Here is a 246-nt window from a genome sequence, read left to right on the forward strand (position 1 = left end):
TGCACCAACTCTGCGCGCGGTCGCAAGCTCGTGGTCGGTGAGCACGACCAGCTCCAACGCGAGCACCGCAAACGAGCCACCGACGAGCGCTTCCAAGCCACCTACCGGCAACACCGTCCCATGGTCGAACGATCGATCGCCTGGCTGACCCGCGGCGCCCGCCGGGTCCCGTACCGCGGGGTCGAGAAGAACAACAGCTGGCTTCACCACCGTGCCGCGGGCCTCAACCTGCGCCGACTCCTCGCC

General features: G+C 68.7%; 1 protein-coding gene. It reads left to right on the forward strand.

Annotation, left to right across the window (positions count from 1 at the left end; translation table 11 throughout):
* A partial coding sequence (locus ACYQ0U_RS22885; protein WP_459976180.1) for a transposase occupies positions 1-246 on the forward strand: 246 nt, incomplete at both ends.

This window comes from Nocardioides pyridinolyticus, from assembly GCF_054653575.1.